Source organism: Pollutimonas bauzanensis, from assembly GCF_900129885.1.
Taxonomy (GTDB): domain Bacteria; phylum Pseudomonadota; class Gammaproteobacteria; order Burkholderiales; family Burkholderiaceae_B; genus Pollutimonas; species Pollutimonas bauzanensis.
In genome coordinates, this window is sequence record NZ_FQXE01000014.1 from 96,752 (window position 1) to 110,142 (window position 13,391).

Annotated in this window: 14 protein-coding genes; 8 read left to right on the forward strand and 6 right to left on the reverse strand. The window is 63.3% G+C overall.

Annotation, left to right across the window (positions count from 1 at the left end):
- Positions 1 to 3: 3 nt before the first annotated feature.
- Genes BUB23_RS20970 through zwf form a run of 3 tightly spaced genes read right to left on the reverse strand, consistent with a single transcriptional unit; the run spans position 4 to position 3,101 of the window.
- Positions 4 to 984 (reverse strand): glucokinase, encoded by a 981-nt coding sequence (locus tag BUB23_RS20970; protein WP_073107362.1) that lies wholly within the window; start codon positions 982 to 984, stop codon positions 4 to 6.
- Entirely contained in the window at positions 965 to 1,639 is a 675-nt protein-coding gene (pgl, locus tag BUB23_RS20975; protein WP_073107364.1) for a 6-phosphogluconolactonase, read from the reverse strand. Before pgl ends, BUB23_RS20970 begins: the two co-directional genes overlap by 20 nt.
- Position 1,640: 1 nt before the next feature.
- Positions 1,641 to 3,101 carry a glucose-6-phosphate dehydrogenase gene (zwf, locus tag BUB23_RS20980; protein WP_073107366.1) on the reverse strand — a complete coding sequence of 487 codons (1,461 nt, stop codon included), beginning with the start codon at positions 3,099 to 3,101 and terminating at the stop codon, positions 1,641 to 1,643.
- Between the two features lie 183 nt (positions 3,102 to 3,284).
- Here zwf and BUB23_RS20985 point away from each other — a divergent pair, with 183 nt between their 5' ends.
- The 8 genes from BUB23_RS20985 (at position 3,285) to BUB23_RS21020 (ending at position 10,449) form a co-directional block, all read left to right on the forward strand.
- Entirely contained in the window at positions 3,285 to 4,313 is a 1,029-nt protein-coding gene (locus BUB23_RS20985; RefSeq protein WP_073107369.1) for a LacI family DNA-binding transcriptional regulator, read from the forward strand.
- Between the two features lie 211 nt (positions 4,314 to 4,524).
- The gene (locus BUB23_RS20990) at positions 4,525 to 5,196 is read left to right on the forward strand and encodes an amino acid ABC transporter permease (protein ID WP_073107372.1); all 672 of its coding nucleotides are present in this window, start codon (positions 4,525 to 4,527) and stop codon (positions 5,194 to 5,196) included.
- A complete protein-coding gene (locus tag BUB23_RS20995; RefSeq protein WP_073107374.1) occupies positions 5,196 to 5,849 on the forward strand; it encodes an amino acid ABC transporter permease in 654 nt (217 codons plus the stop codon). The genes BUB23_RS20990 and BUB23_RS20995 overlap by 1 nt, the downstream gene beginning before the upstream one ends.
- Before the next feature lie 67 nt (positions 5,850 to 5,916).
- Positions 5,917 to 6,723, forward strand: a complete 807-nt coding sequence (locus tag BUB23_RS21000) for a transporter substrate-binding domain-containing protein (protein ID WP_073107376.1) — start codon at positions 5,917 to 5,919, stop codon at positions 6,721 to 6,723.
- Positions 6,724 to 6,762: 39 nt separating this feature from the next.
- A complete protein-coding gene (locus tag BUB23_RS21005; RefSeq protein ID WP_073107378.1) occupies positions 6,763 to 7,539 on the forward strand; it encodes an amino acid ABC transporter ATP-binding protein in 777 nt (258 codons plus the stop codon).
- A gap of 87 nt (positions 7,540 to 7,626) precedes the next feature.
- A complete protein-coding gene (locus tag BUB23_RS21010; protein WP_073107379.1) occupies positions 7,627 to 8,400 on the forward strand; it encodes a sugar phosphate isomerase/epimerase family protein in 774 nt (257 codons plus the stop codon).
- The gene (locus BUB23_RS21015; RefSeq protein WP_073107381.1) at positions 8,397 to 9,341 is read left to right on the forward strand and encodes a sugar kinase; all 945 of its coding nucleotides are present in this window, start codon (positions 8,397 to 8,399) and stop codon (positions 9,339 to 9,341) included. The genes BUB23_RS21010 and BUB23_RS21015 overlap by 4 nt, the downstream gene beginning before the upstream one ends.
- 133 nt (positions 9,342 to 9,474) lie before the next feature.
- Entirely contained in the window at positions 9,475 to 10,449 is a 975-nt protein-coding gene (locus BUB23_RS21020; RefSeq protein ID WP_178372368.1) for a 2-hydroxyacid dehydrogenase, read from the forward strand.
- Positions 10,450 to 10,494: 45 nt separating this feature from the next.
- Here the strand turns inward: BUB23_RS21020 and BUB23_RS21025 are convergent, their stop codons facing one another.
- From BUB23_RS21025 to BUB23_RS21035, 3 genes are all read right to left on the reverse strand, one after another.
- Complete coding sequence (locus tag BUB23_RS21025; RefSeq protein WP_073107384.1) at positions 10,495 to 11,025, reverse strand: Spy/CpxP family protein refolding chaperone; 531 nt, start codon at positions 11,023 to 11,025, stop codon at positions 10,495 to 10,497.
- Between the two features lie 135 nt (positions 11,026 to 11,160).
- Positions 11,161 to 11,823 carry a response regulator gene (locus tag BUB23_RS21030; protein ID WP_073107387.1) on the reverse strand — a complete coding sequence of 221 codons (663 nt, stop codon included), beginning with the start codon at positions 11,821 to 11,823 and terminating at the stop codon, positions 11,161 to 11,163.
- A complete protein-coding gene (locus BUB23_RS21035; RefSeq protein WP_073107390.1) occupies positions 11,820 to 13,340 on the reverse strand; it encodes an ATP-binding protein in 1,521 nt (506 codons plus the stop codon). The genes BUB23_RS21030 and BUB23_RS21035 overlap by 4 nt, the downstream gene beginning before the upstream one ends.
- Positions 13,341 to 13,391: the final 51 nt, after the last annotated feature.

Consider the following 13,391-nt stretch of genomic DNA (forward strand, 5'->3'; position numbering starts at 1 on the left):
GGTTCATTCATCGGGGTAGGTGTCCAGGTAGGCGGCGGCGCCCAAGAGCGCCGGATTGTCGTCCATGATGACAAAGACCGGAATGGCTGCAAGATAGTCCGAAAAGCGCCCCTTGTCGTTGAAGCGGGCGCGAAACGGAGAAGCCGCAAAATAATCGCCCAGCTTGGGGATGATGCCGCCGCCCACGTATATGCCGCCGCGCGCGCCCAGGGTGACGGCAAGGTCGCTGGCCGCCGTGCCCAGAATGGCGCAGAAGGCATCCAGGGCTTCCCGGCAATGCGCGCAGCTGTTGGCCATGGCCCGGCGGCTGATGTCCGCGGGCGCATAGTCTTGCGCCTGGACCCCCGCGCGCCGGCACAATTTTCGATAGATGAACTGCAGGCCGGAGCCGGACACCAGGCGCTCCATGGACACATGCCCGAATTCCTCATGGGCTTCCTGCCACAGCATGAGCTCGAGCTCATCGCTGGGGGCGAAATTGACGTGACCGCCTTCGGCGGCCAGCGGCAGCCAGGCCCCTTTTGCCGAGGGAATCAAGGCGGATACGCCCAGGCCGGTGCCTGGCCCCAGCACTCCCAGCGGCGTGCCTGGCACAGCCTGGCCGCCCCCGATGGCGCGCAGCTTGTCCGGGGCAAGCTGCGGCAAGGCCAGGGCCAGGATGGTGAAGTCATTGACGACCCGCAGCCTGTCGAAGCCCAGGGCCCGGCGCGTGGCCTCGATCGAAAACTCCCAGGGGAAATTGGTCATTTTTACGTGATCGCCCAGTATGGGGTTGGCGATGCCTATCACCCCATGCCTGACCGGAGGATTGCCCAGTCCGCGCAGGTAGTGGGCGATGGCCAGCTCGATAGAAGGAAAATCCGCGACGGCCATCACGCTGATCTTTTCTATGCTGTCGACCGATGTGCACAGGGCGAAGCGCGCGTGCGTGCCGCCGATATCCGCGATCAGGTGCAGACTGTGTTTATGCTTGCCAGTAGACATTCAGGGGCACTCCGGTTTGCGCGATCAGGTAGCTCACGGGCAGGGCGGGCGTGGCCTGCCTTGCGGCTTGTTCGAAGATGCGGCGTTTATGCCCGCCCGCTATGGCAAGCACGAGCTGGCGCGCGTCCAGCAAGGCGGCCAGGGTCATGCTGATTCTTTCGTGGGGCGCCGCGGGAGGGCTGATGCGCAGATAGCGCTGCGGCCGGCTGGTGTCCAGCGCCTCGGACAATTGCGGCGCGCCGGGAAACAGGGACGCCGTATGGCCGTCATCGCCCATGCCGAGTATCGCCACGGTGATGTCGCAGGGCAGGCGGTTGGCCTGCGCCACGCAGCGCCCAAGGTCGGCAGGGTCGCTGACCAGGCCGGTGAAGCCGGCCAGCCTGGCGCGATTCACCAATAAATATTGGCGCACCAGCCATTCATTGCTGTCCGGGTCGGCGGGCGGCACGAAACGCTCGTCGACCAGCCGGATATGGATCTTGTCCCAGGGGATGTCCGCCAGGCTGAGCCTTTCGAACAGGGGGATGGGAGACTTGCCGCCGGACACCGCCAGGCCGGCGCTGCCGTGCGCGGCCACCGCCTGTTCCAGTGAAGTAGATACTTTGTCTACTATTTGCGTGAGATAGGCTTCTTGCGCATCGAAGGCGTGCCACATGTCAGGTTTCCTCGTGCCACAGGAAGCCGGCCCGCGACGCCAGGGCGCTGGAGGCCGCGGGCCCCCAGCTGCCCGCCGTGTAGGTCTTGGGCGCTATCGCGTATTTGCTCCAGCACGCCAGTATGGGTTCCACCCAGGTCCAGGCCTGGGCCTGTTCGTCGCGGCGCATGAACAGCCCCAGCTGCCCGCGTATGACCTCCAGCAGCAGGCGCTCGTAGGCATCGGCCCAGCGCGCCTTGAACATGGTGTGGAAGTCCAGGTTCAGGTAGGTGGACTGCAGACTCATGGCGTCGCCCGGTTCCTTGGCCAGGAAGTACAGGCGCACGCTTTCCTTGGGCTGCAGGCGGATGACCAGGCGGTTGGCCGAGTGCAGGCCCATGGGCATCGGAAACAGCGCGTGCGGGACGTCGCGGAAATTGATGACGATCTCGGCCACGCGCTCCTGCATGCGCTTGCCCGTGCGCAGGAAAAAAGGCACTCCCGCCCAGCGCCAGTTGGACAGCTCGGCCTGCAGGGCGACAAAGGTTTCAGTGTTGCTCTCGGGCGCGACGTGGTGCTCTTCGCGATAGCCGGTCACCGGCATGCCGTTGATGGCGCCGCTGCGGTACTGGCCGCGCACGCTCTTGGCCAGGACGTCTTCGGTGCTGAAGGGCTTGAGCGACTTGAGCACCTTGAGCTTTTCATCGCGCACCGCGTCTTCCGCCAGACTGGCGGGCGGTTCCATGGCGACGATGCACAGCAGCTGCAGCAGGTGGCTTTGCAGCATGTCGCGCAGGGCGCCGGTGCGGTCATAGAACTCGCCGCGCTCTTCGACCCCCAGTTCTTCCGCAATGGTGATCTGGATATTGTCTATCCATTCGCGGCGCCACAAGGGCTCGAACAGGGTATTGCCGAAGCGGATGGCCATCAGGTTCTGCACGGACTCCTTGCCCAGATAATGGTCGATGCGGTAGATCTGGTTCTCGGCGAAGCACCGGCCGACCGCCTCGTTGATGGTGTTGGACGACTGCAGGTCGTGGCCCAGGGGCTTTTCCAGGACCACGCGCACGTTCGGATGGTTCAGGCCGACCTGCGCCAGGTGCTGGCAGATCGTGATGAACAGATGCGGGGCCGTGGCCAGATAGCATACCGTGACGCGCTCGGGCGCGTCGCCCATGGCCTGCAGCAGCGTCTGGTAGTCCTGGATGTTGTCGGCGTCCAGGCTATGGAAATGCAGGCGGGCGGCGAAGCTTTTCCAGACCTCGTCGTCGTAGTCGGCGCCCAGCCCGGGCCTGACGCGCTGCTGCAGCAGTTCCAGATAGCCATCTATGCCGACCGCCTTGCGCCCCAGGGCGAAGATGCGCCCATCGGCATGCAGCGCTCCCGCCTTGTGGGCCTGGTATAGCGCGGGAAGCAGCTTGCGCAGGGCAAGGTCTCCGGTGCCGCCGAAAAACACGATATCAAAGGCGGGTGTTGTGGCCATGAGCAAGCTTTCCTTTTGAATGGGGCGGGACCGTTGGTGTAATTAAGCTACATGTCGGCCGCCTTGTAAAGCGCAGGCTCTGCAAAGGCCCCAATTTGGGCTCCGCCCGCCGCGGGCCGGTAGAATAGCTGGCTACAATGGCCAGCCAGTCCGCACTCATCATTTTGTCAGCCGAAAGTAATCATGACCCAGAGCCCGGCCCGCAGCACGATTGCCGACGTAGCGCGTCACGCGGGCGTTTCCAAAGCCACCGTGTCCCGCTTCCTGAATCATCGCGATACGCTGCTGTCGCCCGGGATCGCCGGGCGCGTCGAAGCGGCGATCGCCGATCTCGGCTATACGCCCAGCCCCATGGCGCAGGCGCTCAAGCGCGGCCGCTCGCGCCTGATAGGCCTGGTGGTCGCCGACATCACCAACCCGTATTCGGTGGCGGTCCTGCGCGGCGCCGAACAGGCCTGCCGCGAGGCCGGCTACCTGCTCATGCTGTTCAACCTGGGCAATGAGGGCGAGCGCGAAAGCGCCGGCATACATGCCTTGTCTTCCTATCGGGTGGAGGGCTTCATCCTCAACACCATGGGCCACGACGCCGGGGCGCTGCTGGAAACCGCGCGCCAGGGCAAGCCCATCGTCCTGGTCGACCGCCTGCACCAGGGCCTGGACGTGGATTTTGTTTCGCTGGACAACCGGCAGGCGATCTACCTTGGCGCCCGGCACCTGGTCGATGCGGCTTACCGGGAATTGCTGCTGGTCACGGAGCCGCTGGGCGGCGTGAGTTCGCGCCTTGAACGCGCCCGGGCTTTCGACGCCTTCGTCCGCGAGCACGGCGGCGCCGTGTCCGGCCAGTGCTTCGAGAGCCAGGCGCAGGGGCAGGATGCCCTGGTGGCTGCGCTGCAAGCCGCCAGGGCGCGCGCGCAGGCCCGCTCGGCCATGCCGGCCGTCATTTCCAATAACGCCGTCGTGACCTTGCGCATCGTCGCCGCCGTCGCCGGGCTGGGCTGGCGCCTGGGCAGGGACATAGGGCTGGTCGGCATCGACGATACCGAATGGGCGCCATATGTGGGCCCGGGCATCAGCACGATATCCCAGCCCACCGACGAGCTCGGGCGCATGGCGGCGCAGTGCCTGATGCAGCGCGTGGCGGGCTCCAATGTTCCGGCGCGCAAGGCCTTGCTGCCCGGGACTTTGGTGGCGCGGGGGTCGTCGCGCCAGTAGCGCGCGGGCCGATCAGGGTAAGTGCTGATATAATTTTCGGCTCTTGTGATTAAACTGTGAAACCGGTTTCAGCGGCACGGGCCTTGCTGGCTCCGCCGAAACGGCGGCCCTGTCCCCGTGAACGGCGACGATATCCCTTTTTGTTTGTTTAGGTATTTTGCCAGGCTCGCGGTATGCTTTTATCCGCCGGCAATACCTTAGGTTCGAGAACGTGAATTATTCTTTCCAATTCGGCCCGGTCTTCGACGCCTGGCCCTTATTGCTACACGGCACCTGGATGACCATTCAGTTGTCATTCCTGGCCATGGTCTTTGGATCGCTGGTGGCGATACTGTGCGCCTGGGGCAAGACGGCCGGCCCGGCGCCCCTGCGCTGGCTGATCAATGCGTATATTGAAATCATACGCAACACGCCCTTCCTGGTGCAGCTGTTTTTCTTTTTCTTCGCGCTGCCGGCCGTCGGAGTGCGGTGGTCGCCCTATACCGCGGCGCTGGTCGCCATGGTGTTCAACCTGGGCGCCTACGCCACCGAAATCGTGCGCGCCGGCATCGAATCCATACCCAAGGGGCAGATCGAAGCCGGTCTGGCCTTGAGCCTGTCGCGCCTGGAGATTTTTCGCTTTGTCGTGCTCAAGCCGGCCTTGCGGGCCATCTATCCCGCCCTCACCAGCCAATTCATCCTGCTGATGCTGGCATCCAGCGTGGTGTCGGTGATTTCGGCCGATGACCTGACCTCGGTGGCCGCCAATCTGCAATCGGAAACCTTCCGCAGTTTCGAGATCTACATCGTCATCACCGGAATCTATCTTTTACTGACCCTGGCCTTTTCCTATTTGTTCCGACTGATGTACCAGTGGGGCCTCAATTATCCGGATCGTCGATAATGCGTACTTTTGGCTACTCCGATTTATGGTTCATCATCCAGGCGGCGCAATGGACCATCGCCCTGTCCGTCATGGCTTTTATCGGCGGCGGCATCGTCGGGCTGATCATCGCGCTGTCGCGCACGTCTGAAAACAGCGCGGCGCGCGCCTTGTCCATGGGCTTCATCAAGCTGTTCCAGGGCACGCCCTTGCTGCTGCAGCTGTTCCTGGTGTTTTTCGGCGCGCCGGTGCTGGGCCTGGACATCAACCCCTGGATCGCCGCCGCGGTGGCCCTGACGCTCAATAGCGGCGCCTTCCTTGGCGAGATATGGCGCGGCTGCATCGAGGCGATTCCGCGCGGCCAATGGGAAGCCGCCGAAGCGCTGGGCCTGTCGTATCGCAACAAAATGCGCGATGTCGTCCTGCCGCAGGCCCTGAAGATAGCCGTGCCGCCTACGGTCGGCTACCTGGTGCAGATCGTCAAAGGCACATCCCTGGCCGCCATTATCGGTTTCACCGAGCTTACCCGCGCCGGGCAGATCATCAATAACGCCACCTTCCAGCCCATGGTGGTTTTTTCCGCCGTGGCCATTATCTACTTCCTGCTGTGCTGGCCTTTGTCTTTGCTGGCCGCCTACATGGAGCGGCGCCTGGCGGTGTCGCTGTCGCGCTGAAAAGGCGCGCTGGCGCATGCCGACCCCTGTTTTTGTTGACGTTTTAGTTCAATCCTGGAGACACGATATGTTCGTAATCAAGAAAATGCGCGCTTTTGCCGGCGCAACATTGCTGGCGGGCTGCACGGCGCTTGCGCTGGGCGCGGCGCCGGCCGGCGCCGAGACCATAGATCAGGTCAAGGAAAAGGGCGAGCTGACCATAGGGATGCTCGTCGATTTTCCTCCCTACGGCATTCTGAACGCTGAAAACAAGCCCGACGGCTACGATGCCGATGTGGCCAAGCAACTGGCCAAGGAACTGGGCGTCAAGATCAATATCATAGGCGTCACGGGCCCCAACCGCATTCCCTATCTGCTGACCAACAAGGTCGACATGCTGATAGCCTCGCTGGCCATTACCCCGGAACGCGCCAAGCAAGTGCAATTCTCGCATCCTTACTCCGCCGCCCAGATCGTCGTGTTCGGCGGCAAGGATGCCAAGATCGCCAAGGCAGAAGACTTGTCCGGCTTGCGCATCGGCGTTGCCCGCGCCAGCACGCAGGATATCGCCGTCAGCAAAGTGGCTCCCAAGGACGCCAACATCCGCCGCTTCGACGACGATGCTTCGGCCATGCAGGCCTTGCTGTCGGGCCAGGTGGATGCCATCGGCTGCTCGACCACCGTGGCCGCGCAGATCGCCCAGCGCGCGCCCGATCGCTTTGAAAACAAGTTCGTATTGCTTCAGCAGGAAATGGCGGTGGCGCTGCGTCCCGGTGAACCCAATACGCTCAAGATCGTCAACGAGCTGGTCGACAAGAACATCAAGGACGGCGAGTTCAGCAAGCTGTTCCAGAAATGGCTGGGCACGCCCTTGCCAGAACTGAAAGCCTCCTGATTCACATAGCAGCGATTTATCATGACTGACAGACAGACCATGCTTGCCGTCGATGAATCGGATCGTTCCGTCCAGCAGGGCGGGACGATTATCGAGATCGAAGCGCTCAACAAGTGGTACGACAAATTCCACGCTCTTACCGACGTCGACCTGACCGTCGCCGCCGGCGAACGTATCGTTATCTGCGGCCCTTCGGGTTCGGGCAAATCGACGCTGATACGCTGCATCAACGGGCTTGAAAAGATACAGCAAGGCCGCATCGTGGTCGACGGCATAGACCTTACCGCCAGCGCGCGCAATATCGATGCGGTTCGCCAGGAAGTCGGCATGGTGTTCCAGCAGTTCAATCTGTTCCCGCACATGACGGTCTTGCGCAACTGCATGCTGGCCCCCATGCGGTCGCGCGGCATCAGCTCGCAGGAAGCCGAAGCGATGGCCATGAAATACCTGACCCGGGTCCGCATCGCGGACCAGGCCCTGAAGTATCCCAGCCAGTTGTCCGGCGGGCAGCAGCAGCGGGTGGCCATTGCGCGCGCGCTGTGCATGACGCCGAAGATCATGTTGTTCGATGAGCCCACCTCGGCGCTCGATCCTGAAATGGTCAAGGAAGTGCTGGACACCATGATAGGCCTGGCCGAAGACGGCATGACCATGCTGTGCGTGACCCACGAGATGGGGTTTGCTCGCAGTGTGGCCGACAGGGTGATTTTCATGGCGGACGGCGCCATCATCGAGCAGGCTTCGCCCCAGCAGTTCTTCAGCAACCCGCAGAATGAAAAGACCCGCAGCTTCCTGGGCCAGATCCTGAATTCCTAGCGCGGTCCCTTGTATCGATACCGGGGCCAGGCGCCTCGCCGCGCCCTGTTTTCTGCCGGCCGCATTGTGCACGGCTTCTGTGGAATCATGAACTCGTCCTATCCAATTATCATTTCCTTGACATCTTTCGGCGCAAGCGAGGTGCGGCGCCATGGGCAGCGCTGGTTCGTCGAGCTGTGCCAGGCGGCGGGCGCCGACGGCGTGGAGATCCGCGGCGAGCTTCTGCAAGGCCGCGGCGGCGAACTCGCCGAACTGGCCGCCAGCGTGCGCGGCGGCGGGCTGTCCTGCGTGTATTCCTGCCCCGACATGCTGTGGGACGCGGCCGGCGCGCTGAATCTGCCGGCGCTGGATCATGGCCTGGACAGCGCCCTCGCTCTGAACGCGCCGGTGCTGAAAATGTCCATAGGCGCCTTCGGGCGAGCGTCGCGCGATACGCTCGCAGTCTTGCAGCAGCGCCTGGCCCGCCAGGACGTCAGACTGCTCATTGAAAACGACCAGACGGCCAGCGCCGGCAGCGTGGACAGCCTGCAGTATTTCTTCCAGGCGGCGGACGCTTGCGGCCTGGATCTCGGCATGACCTTCGACATGGGCAACTGGCATTGGGTGGGCGAATGCCCCCTCCAGGCCGCGCAGGCGTTTTCCGCGCGCGTGCGCTACGTCCATTGCAAGGGCGCGCAGCGCCAGCCGGGGCGCTGGGTTGCCGTACCCCTGACGGATTCGGCCGCGCCGTGGCGGGCGATATTGCGGGCGTTGCCCGGCGACATGCCGCGCGCCATCGAATATCCCCTGGCGGGCGAGGACCTGCCGGCCCTGACGCGCGCCGCTATTGATGAATTACGCAATCTGGAGAATAAATCGTGAGCCGTCCCCTGGATGTCGTAACGTTTGGCGAAGCGATGATGATGCTCGTGGCCGATCAGCCCGGGCCGCTGGAGCAGGCGCAAGCCTTTCACAAGCGCACGGCCGGCGCGGAAACCAATGTCGCCATCGGACTTTCCCGGCTGGGCCTGAATGTGGGCTGGGCCAGCCGATTGGGGGCGGACTCCATGGGACGCTACCTGCTTGCCGAAATGCGGCGCGAGGGCATAGATTGTTCGCATGTGGTCAGCGACCCCGGCCAGCGCACCGCCCTGCAGTTCAAGGGCCGGGTCACCGATGGCAGCGATCCCCCGATCGAATATCACCGCAAGGGCTCCGCCGCCAGCCAGATGCAAGTGTCGGACATCGACGAACCCTGGCTGCGCAGCGCCAGGCATTTGCACAGCACGGGCGTGTTCGCGGCGATTTCCGGGAATTGCTACGAGGTGGTGCGCAAGACCATGGCATTGATGCGCGAGGCGGGCAGGACCGTGTCGTTCGACCCCAACTTGCGTCCCACCTTGTGGGCGTCGACCGAGAGCATGCGCGAGGGCGTCAATGCCCTGGCCTTTGGCGCCGATTGGGTATTTCCAGGCATAGAGGAAGGACGGCTGCTGACGGGCCGGCATACGCCTGAGGACATCGCCGGCTTTTATCGCGGGCATGGCGCCAGGCTGGTGGCCATCAAGCTGGGCGCCGAGGGCGCCTACTTCGACAACGGCGACGAACAGGGCTATGTGCCCGGATTTCCGGTGAAGACGGTGGTGGATACCGTGGGCGCGGGCGACGGTTTCGCGGTTGGCGTGATCAGCGCCTTGCTCGAAGGCCGGCCGCTGCGCCAGGCGGTGGAACGCGGCGCCTGGATAGGGGCGCGGGCCGTGCAGGTGCTGGGCGATACCGAAGGGCTGCCCACCCGCGGCGAACTCGAGCAGGCCGGGCGCTAGTGGCGTGTTCGAGTGCACGAACTAAGCAAACAGGACACCAGGCATCAATCGACAGACGCCGGGCCTCGAGCTTCGCATCGGCTGCCCGGGCCGGTGGAAGATCGGGTCCGGCCAATATGGGGCAAACGGAAAAATGATCCGCAAACAGGTTTTGGTATATAAACAATTGCCGCCGGGCCAACTGGCCCGCATCCAGCGGGAACACGACGTGGTGCTGGCCGATCCGCGTGTTCCCGGGCAAAGGGAAGCCTTCTTTGGCGCCTTGCCGCGGGCGCAGGGCATGATAGGCTCCAGCTACCCCATCGATGACGGCGTGCTTGCGCAGGCTCCGCGCCTGGAGGTCATCTCGAGCATTTCGGTCGGGGTGGATCAGTTTTCCCTGGAGGCCATGTATCGGCGCGGCATCGCCCTGTGCCACACGCCGGGGGTTCTTACCGAGACGGTCGCCGATCTGCTGTTTTCCATGGTGCTGGCCACCAGCCGCCGCATTGCGGAACTGGCCCGCTACGTGCGCGACGGACGCTGGGACCGCAGCATCGGCGAGGATTTGTACGGCTGGGATGTGCATGGCAAAACCCTGGGCATTCTGGGCTACGGCCGCATCGGCCATGCGCTGGCCCGGCGCGCGGGGCTGGGGTTCGGCATGCCGGTGCTTTATCACACGCGCACGCCGGTGCCCAGCGGCCTGCCGGACGGCCTGGCGCACGCGGCCACGCTGCGCGAAGTGCTGATGAAATCGGATTTCGTGGTGGTGGTACTGCCCTTGACCGACCAGACGCGGGGCTTGATCGGGGCGCAGGAATTGGCGGCGATGAAGCCGGGCGCGATACTGATCAACGGGGCCCGCGGCCCCATCGTTCAGGAAGCCGCCTTGCTGCATGCGCTGGACCATGGCAGCTTGCGCGCGGCGGGGCTGGATGTGTTCGATACCGAGCCCTTGCCGCTGGCCTCGCCTTTGCGCACGCACCCCAGGGTGCTGGCGCTGCCGCATATGGGGTCGGCCACCCACGAGACGCGCGAGGCGATGGCTGAAATGGCGACCAGCAATTTATTGCTTGCCTTGCAGGGCAAGCAGCCCCTGGCGCTTTATGCGCCGCAGTCGTCATAGGCCGGGGTGTTCCAGGCAGTCCGGGAATGGGCCAGGGCGCGCCGCCTACCTGGCCATATTTTCCGGCCCGCCATTCCGGTCGCCATGCTCCGCCGCTTGCGCGCGCTGCTCGGGCGTAAGCAGGCGGAAAATGCGCGCATTGGCGACTGCCTGAAGGTATTCGATTTCAGTATGCTGCCTGGCCACTTTGGAGGCCAGATCCCGCGCGGTGTCATCGGCATAGGAATCGGAGATGACTAACTGGGCCAATGCCCGATGTGCTTCTCTTGCTGCCCTGGCCGCCTGGCGGATAGCGGGGCTTTGCGCGTGCAGGATGGCGAATACCTTGTCCTGCTGGTCGTCGCTCAGATCGATCCCGCGCAAGTATGGCGGCATAGCGGACATTTCATTGAGCATGGGCTCGAATCCCGGCGGACGGGGAAAGGGCATGCGCGGTTCCGCGGCGGGCGCATGAATGGCGCAGTAAGCCATATCCATGAGGGGCGCCGGGGGAGCGGCGTAGGCCGAAATCACAAATCCCGCTGTGATCGCGAGCACCACGACGGCGCCCAGGCATTTGTTGCTGTTGATTTTCATGAGTTCTCCTGAAGGTTCGAAGTAAGCCGGGCGCCGCCGATCGAATGGCAGATCCGACTGTGTCCAGTCTAGGCAGGGAATTTGTGGCAACTATGCAGAATCCGTGGAGAAATCGTGAACCCGGCCGGGCCGGCGCTATAGATCGAGGCAGTATCCCACGCCATAAATGGAGCGGATCAGGTCCTGTTCCGGCCGCAGCGCCTGCAACTTGCGGCGCAAATTCTTGACGTGGCTGTCAACGGTGCGATCCGTCACCACGCGGTGGTCATCGTAGAGCTGACCGAGCAGCTGATCGCGGGATAAAATCCTGCCCTTTGCCTGCGCCAGCGCATTCAACAGGCGTAATTCCACGGGCGTGAGCGTCAGGCCGTGGCCATCCAGGCTGGCGCAATAGTGCTCCATATCGATTAGCAAGCCCTTGGGCAAAGCAAGCCCCTGGTTGTTTTGCGTGCGCCGCAGAATGGCCTTGATGCGCGCCACGACCTCGCGCGGGCTGAATGGCTTGCAGACATAATCATCGGCGCCGAGCTCCAACCCCAGCAGACGGTCTATTTCTTCGACCCGCGCCGTCACCATCATGATGGGCACTTCGCTGAAAGTGCGCACTTCGCGGCAAATATCCAGGCCGTCGCGCCCCGGAAGCATAAGGTCCAGAATAATGAATTGCGGCCGGCCGGCGCGTACCGCGGCAACGGCCTGGCGGCCATCCGCGACCCATTGAGTTTCGTAACCGGCCGCGCGCAGATAGTCGACCAGCAATGCCGCCAGCTTGGGCTCGTCTTCGATAACAAGAATCATGCTTCCTGTCCTCCGGTGTCCGGGCTGTTCTCCCGGACCTCGGGCAAGGCCACGTGTATGCGCACGCCGCCCAGGGGGGAGTGCATGGCCTGTATCGCGCCGCCGTGCGACCGGACAATACTCTGGCAGATCGTCAAACCCAATCCTGTGCCGCCGCTCTCGCGGTTGCGCGACTCGTCGGTGCGAAACAGTCTCTCGAATAGCCGCGGCAGCATTTCAGGCTCCACGCCTGGCGCCGAATCCTGGAAATCGATATGCACGCGGCCATCGCCGGCATGCAGGCTGACCCGCAGCTGTCCGCCATGATCGGTGTAGCGCAGTGAATTTTCCAGCAAATTGTTGAGCAGTTGCGCCAGGCGCTGCACATCGCCGTCGACGGCTGGCAAATTGCCGGGCGCGCTCAGGGAGAGAGCGATGCTCCTGGCCCGATAGCGGCCGTAGAACGAGTCCATCGTTTCGGCGACAAGCGCGGAAATATCTATGGGCTGCATGCGATAGGTCAAGGCGCCCGCGTCGGCCAGGGATAGCTCATATAAATCGTCAATCAGCTTGCTGAGCAGGCCGACTTCCGACTGGAGGGAGCTCAAGGCTTGAAGGTTCAATTCCCGCACTCCGTCCTGCAGCGCTTCAAGCTCGCCGCGCAATACCGCCAGTGGCGTGCGCAGCTCGTGCGAAATATCCGCCATCAGGTTACGCCGCAAATGTTCATTGCGTTCGAGTGTTCCGGCCAGGCGGTTGAAATCCTGCGTCAGCTTCCCCAGTTCGTCGGATGAACTCACTGGTATGCGCGCAGAGTAATCGCCGGCGGTCAGCCGGTGGGTCGCCAGGGCAAGCCGGCGCAATGGCGCGACGAAAACCCGCGCCAGCAGGAGGCTGACCATAGCGGCCAACAATACCGATGCGCAAGCAATAATCCAGGTCGCTCTGCCTTGCTCCGATTGGAATCGGCGGTCGGCATCATCGGGCAGTCTATCGGGGACTGGCGTTATCAGCCATCCTACCGTTCGTCCCGCGACGTCTATGGCATGGCGCGGCGCATGCGCGGGCAACAATCCGGCGCCGGCGACATATTGTCCCGCCGCATCCAGGAGCGAATAGGGCGGTGGCGGCGGAGGATGAGGGCGGCTCGCATGCGGGTTGGGCCCGGGGATACCACCGTAGGCCCTATCGTCAGCCCTATCGTCGGCCCTATCGTCGGCCCTATCGTCGGCCGAAGGCGGGATACCTTCGCTTTTCTCAGGAACTGCGCCAGATTCACTGTCCAGCGGCAAAGGTCGGCGCATCAGTTGGTGCCACAGAAAACCGTTGCTGCTCAAGGAAGTCCAGTCGCCATGTTCCCTATAAACGGCGGCCAGGGAGACTTGCAAGCGAGACACCAGTTCGGCGTCCCGCTCTTTGACGTACTGAAAGAAATCGCGCCCGAAGCTCCAGCGCACTGCGATTCCCATGGACAGGACAACGGTGATGCATGTCGCCAGGATCACCAGAAACAATTTGAACGTAACACCGGGCTTCATAGGCGGGAAATGGACAATGATGGGCGCCGCCTTGCGGCTTGTCAGGTCAGG